We start from the raw sequence: 8,852 nt of genomic DNA, 5'->3' as shown, positions 1-8,852 counted from the left end.
GGGCTTACTGTCATCTTAAAGCGACTTGTCAGACCAAAGACTCTTAACCCCCACTGAATTTGATTATAGACACTATCTCTAATTGTATTAGCTACCTTTCGAATAATGACAATGTTTGCCGTTTCCCCTTTTATGATGTATTTAATCATCATATAAATCAATTTAAGTGTAACAACTGATGACTTAAAAGAGTTACGCCCGCCTTTCAGGATATTGTAGGGCCTTTTAGACACCCAAACACTCTTGAAATGAGGATTTACATTTTTCTGAATATCAATTATCTTCATCTTCAACCTCCCATCTATCAGCAATCGTTATAGTTTCATTCTCCATCTGTGTATCCATCAACTGTGATCTCAACTTCTCAAGCTCTAGCTCTAGTTTTTCAGACTGTTTAGCCGTTGGGTAGCGTTTCAAGATTTCAGTGATGGCTTTAATAACTGTTGCATTGTCGGCTTTTTTCGTGTGTTTTTCTACTTTCCCTGTTGTTGGATTGAGTATCAAGACCTCCTCATCTCTCTTACCTCTAGCAATCTCAGAAAGAATGGACAGCGCCTCTGTGGCATCCATGATGTTTGATTTATGTAATTCATCCATCTGTTCTTGGATATATGATTTTATGCCAACATTTGCCAATAATTTATGAGACTGACTTCTAGCATAATTTTCAGAGTAACCAGCTTTTAATGCTGACTGTTCAATGTTTCCTGTCTTTATGTACTCATCTGCAAAACGCCTTTGTCTTTCATTCATTTACTACCTCCTTCCCAACAAAAAAATCACAAGCATTACTACTCATGATTTCATTTTATTGTATATCTTTAGGGAATTTTTACGATTATTTTATCAATGGAATATGTTTGTATGTTGAAACAAAGTAATCATCAAACCATTTATTGATGTGTACATATGCTGGGCTTGAGGTTAAGAACAATATATTTTGACAAGCACCAATGACATTTAATCTTTCATATACATAAACTTCCTTTATAGCTTTTAACATTTTTGGGTCTGACTTAGAGATGTAATTGCTTGTTACTAATTTAAGATTGACTAAAAAAGCTGACTGTTCCAAGTCCTGTTCTAAAAAAGCATTATGGATTTTCTGTTCTAAAACCGTTCTATGAGGACTTTTCTTATCCCTTAAAAAATACCACTTGAGCCAATTGATTTCTCTACGGTGAATAACAGAAAGGCGCTCTAACATTAAACACTTATCTACTATACGAATGTATAGAGACATACTATCTAATGAGTTCTTAAAAATCTCTACCCTAGAGGATATAAGAAAAATTTATGACCAACTGACAACTGGAGAAATCGCAATAGAAGATTCTTTAGATGGGCAACTCTTTCGCTCTAAATTTGTTTCAATTACTAATAACAATGATAAAATCGAACATATTGCCCCATCTACTGAACCAGCCATCACCAATATGCTTAACAGTTGGTTAACGTTCATTAATAATCGCAGATTTCCATTTCTCATCAAAGCTTCCTTAGCTCATTACTTCTTTGAAAATGTCCATCCCTTTTATGACGGAAATGGGAGAACGGGTAGGTACATTTTATCCAAATACCTTTCAAGAAAACTCGACAAATTCTCAGGGTTGATTATTAACAAAAAAATCAACGAGAACAAAACAAGTTACTACAAAGCTTTTTCTGATACAGGACATTACTTAAACCGTGCTGACGGCACTATGTTTGTTCATATGATACTCAAATACCTTATCAAAGGACAAAACGAAATTATAGCAGTCCTATCTGATAAAAAAGCAGGGCTAAGCTTCTATCAAGACAAAATACGTCATTTAAAACTGACTTTACCTCAATCTGAGGTACTTTATCTAATCCTACAATCTCAACTATTCACAGACAATGAACTTGAGGTCTTAACCCAATCAGAACTATTAGAAATTCTAAAACATACCGAATATTCACAACGCTCTATCAAGCAAGCTTTAAAAGACTTAGAAGAAGCGGATTTCATATACAGAATTTACAATAATCCTATAAAATACCTCATCTCTAAATCTTTTTTTAACCATAGCTAAAAAAATCCCTCACACTCTCCATCGCTAAATTTTGAGTGTAAGGGTATCAACGTATAGTAAAAACCTGCTTTGCAGTAGGTCTCTTTACTATACCCATTTTAACAAAAAAGTGAGGTAAATACAATATGGCATTTTATCGAAAACTAGATTCTGGTTGGGAATATCGTATTACTTATCGAGATAACCACGGTAAGAAACGTGAAAAGTCCAAGCGTGGATTTAAAACCAAGGCACTGGCTAAAGCTGCAGCTCAACAAGTAGAACTAGGACTAAATACTACTTTTGCTGATTTGCTGGATATTACTGTCTTAGATTACAATAAACGATGGGCTGACATTTATAAAAAACCTCATGTTACCCTAAAAACATGGCAAACTTACAAAAAGAATTTCAAGCACATGGAAAAGTTATTTGGAAATCGTAAGCTAAAAAGTATCACCCATACCTTTTATCAACAAATTCTCAATGAATTTGGCAAGACAGTAGCACAATCAACACTTGAAAAATTCCACTACCAAATCAAAGGTTCCTGTAAAATGGCTATCCGAGATGGTGTCATCAGAGACAACTTCGCTGAAGGTGCCATTGTCAAAGCACAAAAAGTTGGAAAAGCAGAATCTGAAAAATTCATGGAGGAAGATGAATATCTAAATTATCTCAACTTTGCGAAAGACAAAATTAAGCATGCATCATATCTGACCACCTTCCTAATCGGTGTAACTGGACTACGCTTTGCGGAGGCTCAAGGACTGACTTGGAAAGATGTTGATTTTGAAAATGGCTATATTGATGTCAATAAAGCATTTGACTACTCTATTTCTCAAGACTTCGGACCAACAAAAAACGAACAGTCCATTCGACAAGTCCCTATTGATCGTAACAGCTTAAAAATACTAAAAAACTATAAAGAAAATTACTACCAAGAAAACAAGTTAGGTCGTATCTGCTTCGGTACGTCAAATAACGCCTCAAATAAGGCCATAAAAAAAGCGACTGGGGGAAATTATACCAATCACTCTTTAGGGCACACATATGCCTCTTATTTAATCGCTCAGGGCGTGGATTTAATTTCTGTTTCCAAACTGCTTGGCCACGAAAATCTCAACATCACCCTCAAAGTTTACGCTCACCAGATTGAAACACTGAAAAATAAAAACGATGATAGGGTAAAAGACATTTTTCAAAACTTGCATTTTGACGGGTAAAAAGCGGGTGAAACCCCCTTAAAGCCCATGAAATCAATAGGATAAAAGGAGAGGAGGGGATTCGAACCCCCGAGCCCCGTTAAGGACTACACGCTTTCCAAGCGTGCGCACTCGGCCACTATGCGACCTCTCCATAAAGAGTAGGATCTCCTACTCAAATCTTATTATAAAGGCTGTTAAAACTTAGCTTCTACACGATAGATCACTTGCCCTTTTTTAGAGAAGCGTTCTTCATATTCAGTCATGACATTATCAGCATAGTCACTAGCGTGAAGGTCTAACCAAACCTGTTTAAGTGTCATACCATATTGTGAAAAACTCGCCAGACTATATTCAAACAAGCCTCTGTTGTCTGTCTTGAAATGTATCTCACCATTTTCAGGTAAAATGTGCTTATAGGTATCCAGAAACGTTTTATAAGTCAAACGGCGTTTTTCATGACGTGTTTTAGGCCAAGGGTCAGAAAAATTTAAATACATCAAATCAACTTCACCTTCAGCAAAATAGTTGGTCAGACTAGATCCATCAACCAACAAGAGCTTAATATTGGGCAGATTAGATGCCAACACCTTATCTAAGGCATAACTCAATACAGAACGTTGAATATCAATGCCAATATAATTGATATCTGGATGCTTAGCAGCCATACCTGTTATAAAACGTCCTTTCCCAGAACCAACTTCAATGTGGACTGGATTGTCATTACCAAAGACCTCTTTCCAACGCCCTTTCGCTTCCTCTGGTTTCAAAATCACATACTGAGGATTATTATCAAGATGCTCTTCGGCGCCTTTTCGTTTTCTTACTCTCATGTTAACTTTCTAAAGTTTTCTCTAAATTTTCGTAAATCGTAAATTTCTTGATTGACATGCTCCATATCACGAATTTCAAAGAATTTTAAAATTTGTGACAAGAAGGATAGTTGCCCATACCAGTATACTTTACGCAAGACTAAGTCATTGTATTTGTAGCCATAAAAACTAAGCCATTCTCTCCAAAAACGCTGAGGAACATAGTGACTGAGTAAATGTGCCACGTCATACATACGATCTGTCAAACGTACAGAATCCCAGTCAACCAGATAAATCATGCCACTAGTTGTAATCACCCAATTGCTATGACGGACATCCCCATGAACAATTGTTGCATGATCAGACTTAAATTCTGGTAAGCTACGCTTCAATTCATTCACGATTGACTGTAAATAGGAATTTTCTTGAAGTTGCACAGGGGCGTTTTTTTGCCAGTCAACCAATAAATCATAAGGATTTTCAATGTGATAATTGAGTTGTAACAATTGATTGACCAAAGGGCGTGAGGTATGCATTCGCTGTAAAATTTGTGTGATTTGCTTGCTATTCATATCTGCTCTTGTCAGCAAGCGTCCATCTAACCACTCTTGAGCGCTCATCGTATCACCATTACTTAAACGCTTTGTCCAAAGCAACTGAGGTGTGATTTGCTCCTTAGCTAAAGCAGTCAAAATAGGAGTGGTATTCATCTTCACAAAGACACGCTCACCACTTGGATAAGTACCTATATAAGCCTGTCCACTTTTTCCTTTCAAGGGTTGTAAGGTTAATTCTTGTTCAGAAACTGTCATAGGCCCTCCTCCAATCTTACAAACTAGGAAACACTTGACTTGCCCAAGTAACTGAGTTTATTCTCAAAGTCATTTTGTGGCAATCAAAATATTTACTTATTTTATTTTACTTTTTTTATATTCCTTAGTCAATCATCTTCTTCAACTTATAAGGCAAATAGAGATAAAGAATGCTCATCATTCCTAAAAAGAACAAGAGTAAAGGCAACAAAGACCATAACCAGACCCCTTGAATCACAACCAGTATCATACCAATCCATCTCAGAAATAGTAATAAATTCGCCTTTTTTAATGCACTATCTGTCGGAAAAAGTTGTGTCATGTACTGATAATCGTAATGTCCATACAAGACTAGCAACTGAAAAAGTAAGAGATAGTTAAAAAGCAAGGCTAAACCTGCAGCAATCATGACTTGCTTGATAAAAGCAATGGCTAACAGACTTAATCCTGTCAAACGCAGTGCCAAGGACAAATAATCACCACTTCTTAAAAAAGCCTGTGTGTAAAGGGTAAACCATACCCTGTCCTGTCTTTTAGGAATGGCAGTGATAACTCTATCTAAATAAGCACGGCGTTTAGTGCTTGTCGATACTCCCTTGACCGTCGTAAATAAGGCAAAAAACTTCAAAATCACTTGCTGACGTTTTTTTTCACCCAGAATAGCTTTATCCCAATCAAGCCTTTTTTCTATCATTAACTGCTGCAACCTGCGTTGAAACACAAGCCACTTTAAACATAGCTGGACAAAGACCAATACGAAGATATAGAACCAATTCCATCCTAAAGCTAATAATATGGGTAAAATTAAAGTCGTTACAAGGACTTGTAGCGTACCCCAAAAGATAAAAGCTCTTTTTCGAGCCAGTTTTAACTCATCTAATAAAGCTTCTTCTTTTGGCAACAAAAATAACTTATCCGACGGTTCAACAAAAGTAGCAAGACGTCCAAAACTCAAACAGACACCTAAAACAGCTAATAAACAAAGATAAACCGGCAATGTTTGTTTGGGGAAATGCGTCAATAATTCTCGATATTGAAACAAGACAAACCCCAATAAAAACATGACAACCAAAACAAAGTGGTCATTCAAAACATATTTCAGATATTTCAAGCATAGCTCAACAAATCTGGTGCGTCGCTTCTGAAAGATTGTTTGCATCTCTTACACCTCTCTTGTTAAAGCCATATAAATATCATTCAAACTCGCAGCCTCTTGCCCAAATTGTTGACGTAGTTCAGAGAGAGTCCCTTGAGCTCTAACTTCTCCTTTGTGCAAAATGACGAAACGGTCGCACATTTTTTCTGCAGAATCAAGCACATGTGTACTCATCAAAATTGCTTTCCCTTTGGCTTTTTCAATTTCTAATAGACCAATTAAATCAGCAATTGCTAGAGGATCTAACCCCAAAAACGGTTCATCAATGATAAACAAACTCGGTTCAACAATAAAAGCACAGATAATCATAACCTTCTGCTTCATCCCTTTTGAAAAGTTAGCCGGAAACCAATCCAATCGATCCGTCAAACGAAACATCTCCAAGTAAGGTTGAGCTCGCTCTAAAGCTATGTCTACAGGAATATCGTAACTCATGGCAACTGTTTCAAGATGTTCTTTGAGGGTCAACTCGTCATAAAGACTAGGGGTCTCCGGAATGAAACCAATTTTTTGACGATAACCTTTGACGTCAGTAGCCAAACTCAGATCATCTATCGTGATACGACCGTCATAAGGGGTTAGTAGCCCAATAATTTCACTAATTGTTGTGGATTTACCTGCACCATTTAGACCAATCAAACCAACCAGCTCACCATCTCGAACATCAAAACTAATGTTTTTCAAGACAGGAATATTAACATAACCTCCTGTCACATTTTCAATTTTTAACATGACCTTTTTTCCTAACTTTGATATACTATACTTACATTATATACTAAAAAAAGGAAACACGGGGAAAGAAGATGGATAATTGTATTTTTTGTAATATTGTTGCTGGCAACATTCCTGCATCTAAAGTTTATGAGGATGATAAGGTTGTCGCTTTTCTAGATATTACCCAAGTAACTAAAGGACACACACTGGTTATCCCTAAAGAACATGTCCGTAATATTCTTGATATGGATAGTCCAACAGCTAGTCACCTCTTTTCTGTTGTTCCAAAGATTGCGCGTGGTCTTCAAAAAGCCACTGGTGCTAGTGGCTTAAATGTGTTAAACAATAACGAAGAAATTGCTGGACAAACTGTTTTTCATGCCCATATCCATCTTCTACCACGTTTTTCAACTGAAGATGGTTTAGCAGTAACTTTCAAGACAAACGAGCCTGATTTCACCCTTTTATCACAACTATCTCAAAACATCGCTAACGAGGTGACAGAATGAAACTCACTAAATTACTTAAGCTAACTCTTCTGGGAGCTGGTGCTTATTATCTCTACCACAATCGCCAACACATCAAACAAGGTTGGGATAGCACAAAATCCGAAGCAGCCGACACAAAGAAGACCTTTCAGGCTGCTCAACAAAGTTTCAATCAGATAAAACAAGACGCCAATACGATATTGCAACAACAACCGTTATTGTCAGAAATAGGGGAGGACTTAACCTATCACTTTCAGTCATTTAACAACGAAACACAAGCACGACTCGCTGAAATCCAGTCAGTGCTAGACAAGCATCAGTCAACAGAATAAAGCAAAGGAGAGGTGAACTAAGATTCAACCTCTCTTTCGTATTTATTTTATTGAGGCAGTCCAGGAGTTGCAGGGACTTCACTTGTCTCAACTACTGGAGCTCCCGTTTCAGCTGGAACTATCTCTGGTGTGACCACTGGGGTTGTTGTCTCTGGAGCTATCACTGGTGTCTCCACAGAAACAGGAGGAGCGACCTGCCCATTGCTGACACTCACATCTGATGGTATAACAACAGGAGATGCTTCGGGATCACTCGTCTCAGAACGCAAAACCGCTTGTTCGCTATCATAAAAGTGATCGTAAAGAACTGCTGTCGTTTTTAATTTCTTTAGTCGTTCCTGACCTAAAGCTTTTCGGATATCATTTTGTACATCAAGCAAATGTTTTTCAGTAACTAACTGATAACTACCACCATCGATAGTCGCATCTTCGCCGTATAACTGTGCATTTTTAATTTTTTTCAAAGCATCCTTGTAGCTCAGCAACTGAGGAATTGTGCGACTGGAGATTTCAATATCTGTCTGCATATTTCGACTAACTGCTGACAAAATTTTGCGATAACGGCTAACGCTATCCAGTGCTAAAATTTTAGCCATGATTTTCTGAATGACTTCACGTTGACGTTTTTGACGACCATAGTCACCTTCAGGGTCATCATATCTCATCCGTGCATAGACCAACGCTTGTTCGCCATTGATTTTATGGGTACCTGGTTCAACTGTTGCTTGAAATTCAGGTTCCCAATCACTGATTTTAATCGGGAAGTCGAAATGATTGGTAACAGTGATACCTCCTACTGCCTCAACAAGTTGAATCAAACCTTCCATATTGATCATCATGTACTTATCAATTTTGATGTTCAATAAATCTTGCACGGTAGCAATAGCCATTTCAGCACCACCCGAAGCATAGGCTGCATTCAACTTGGCCTCAACACCAGTCATTTCATTCTCTTTATCACCAGATAACTTGATTAAAATATCCCTTTCCAAACTGGTTACCGTTGTTTGTTTGGTCTTAGGATTAACCGTTACCAAAATCATCGAGTCACTATTGCCGACCCATTTTTCTTTACGCTCATTCGAACCTGTGTCAACACCCATAAGGAGTATGGTAAAGGGTTCTGTTTGGGCAATAGCTTGACTGACTTGATTACCTGTCCTGAACTCTTTGTAGGTTTTGGATAATTCTGAGGTTGAATAATGATAAGCTGTCGTCACATAAATACCTATTGCAATGGCTGTGATCATTATCAGAGCAGCTAACATTAACATTATTTTTCTACCAATACTCATAC

The 8,852-nt window shown here is 37.4% G+C and carries 12 protein-coding genes and 1 tRNA gene; 4 read left to right on the top strand and 9 right to left on the bottom strand.

Translation table 11 applies throughout. The features are described from left to right. The 3 genes from ACVRZH_RS04510 to ACVRZH_RS04500 form a co-directional block, all read right to left on the bottom strand. A partial coding sequence (locus ACVRZH_RS04510; protein WP_447454129.1) for a phage terminase large subunit occupies positions 1 to 287 on the bottom strand: 287 nt, incomplete at its 3' end. Then, the gene (locus tag ACVRZH_RS04505) at positions 274 to 753 is read right to left on the bottom strand and encodes a terminase small subunit (protein ID WP_447454128.1); all 480 of its coding nucleotides are present in this window, start codon (positions 751 to 753) and stop codon (positions 274 to 276) included. The genes ACVRZH_RS04505 and ACVRZH_RS04510, both read right to left, overlap by 14 nt. Before the next feature lie 85 nt (positions 754 to 838). After that, on the bottom strand, positions 839 to 1,207 hold the full coding sequence (locus ACVRZH_RS04500; protein ID WP_447454127.1) for a hypothetical protein: 369 nt from the start codon (positions 1,205 to 1,207) through the stop codon (positions 839 to 841). A 22-nt stretch (positions 1,208 to 1,229) separates the two neighbouring features. Here ACVRZH_RS04500 and ACVRZH_RS04495 point away from each other — a divergent pair, with 22 nt between their 5' ends. Then, positions 1,230 to 2,057 carry a Fic family protein gene (locus tag ACVRZH_RS04495; RefSeq protein WP_447454126.1) on the top strand — a complete coding sequence of 276 codons (828 nt, stop codon included), beginning with the start codon at positions 1,230 to 1,232 and terminating at the stop codon, positions 2,055 to 2,057. Positions 2,058 to 2,182: 125 nt separating this feature from the next. After that, positions 2,183 to 3,262: a site-specific integrase gene (locus ACVRZH_RS04490; protein ID WP_447454125.1), complete on the top strand. Its 1,080-nt coding sequence runs from the start codon at positions 2,183 to 2,185 to the stop codon at positions 3,260 to 3,262. A 46-nt stretch (positions 3,263 to 3,308) separates the two neighbouring features. Here ACVRZH_RS04490 and ACVRZH_RS04485 read toward each other — a convergent pair. From ACVRZH_RS04485 to ACVRZH_RS04465, 5 genes are all read right to left on the bottom strand, one after another. After that, positions 3,309 to 3,395: transfer RNA gene (locus ACVRZH_RS04485), tRNA-Ser, on the bottom strand. A 43-nt stretch (positions 3,396 to 3,438) separates the two neighbouring features. Beyond that, entirely contained in the window at positions 3,439 to 4,074 is a 636-nt protein-coding gene (gene trmB / locus ACVRZH_RS04480) for a tRNA (guanosine(46)-N7)-methyltransferase TrmB (protein ID WP_447454124.1), read from the bottom strand. Further along, the gene (gene ccrZ / locus ACVRZH_RS04475) at positions 4,071 to 4,865 is read right to left on the bottom strand and encodes a cell cycle regulator CcrZ (RefSeq protein WP_447454123.1); all 795 of its coding nucleotides are present in this window, start codon (positions 4,863 to 4,865) and stop codon (positions 4,071 to 4,073) included. Before ccrZ ends, trmB begins: the two co-directional genes overlap by 4 nt. A gap of 124 nt (positions 4,866 to 4,989) precedes the next feature. Next, positions 4,990 to 6,024, bottom strand: coding sequence for an ABC transporter permease (locus ACVRZH_RS04470; RefSeq protein ID WP_447454122.1), 1,035 nt, complete (start codon positions 6,022 to 6,024; stop codon positions 4,990 to 4,992). A gap of 3 nt (positions 6,025 to 6,027) precedes the next feature. Next, complete coding sequence (locus ACVRZH_RS04465) at positions 6,028 to 6,753, bottom strand: ABC transporter ATP-binding protein (protein WP_447454121.1); 726 nt, start codon at positions 6,751 to 6,753, stop codon at positions 6,028 to 6,030. 71 nt (positions 6,754 to 6,824) lie between these two features. Here ACVRZH_RS04465 and ACVRZH_RS04460 point away from each other — a divergent pair, with 71 nt between their 5' ends. Then, on the top strand, positions 6,825 to 7,244 hold the full coding sequence (locus ACVRZH_RS04460) for an HIT family protein (RefSeq protein ID WP_447454120.1): 420 nt from the start codon (positions 6,825 to 6,827) through the stop codon (positions 7,242 to 7,244). Beyond that, complete coding sequence (locus ACVRZH_RS04455; protein ID WP_447454119.1) at positions 7,241 to 7,555, top strand: hypothetical protein; 315 nt, start codon at positions 7,241 to 7,243, stop codon at positions 7,553 to 7,555. The genes ACVRZH_RS04460 and ACVRZH_RS04455 overlap by 4 nt, the downstream gene beginning before the upstream one ends. 47 nt (positions 7,556 to 7,602) lie before the next feature. Here ACVRZH_RS04455 and lytR read toward each other — a convergent pair whose 3' ends face one another. Next, positions 7,603 to 8,850, bottom strand: coding sequence for a glycopolymer--peptidoglycan transferase LytR (gene lytR / locus ACVRZH_RS04450; RefSeq protein ID WP_447454118.1), 1,248 nt, complete (start codon positions 8,848 to 8,850; stop codon positions 7,603 to 7,605). Positions 8,851 to 8,852: the final 2 nt, after the last annotated feature.

The sequence above is a fragment of the Streptococcus fryi genome, assembly GCF_053206505.1.
The sequence above is the reverse complement of the archived record's forward strand: the minus strand, read 5'-3'. Positions and strand labels throughout refer to the sequence as shown.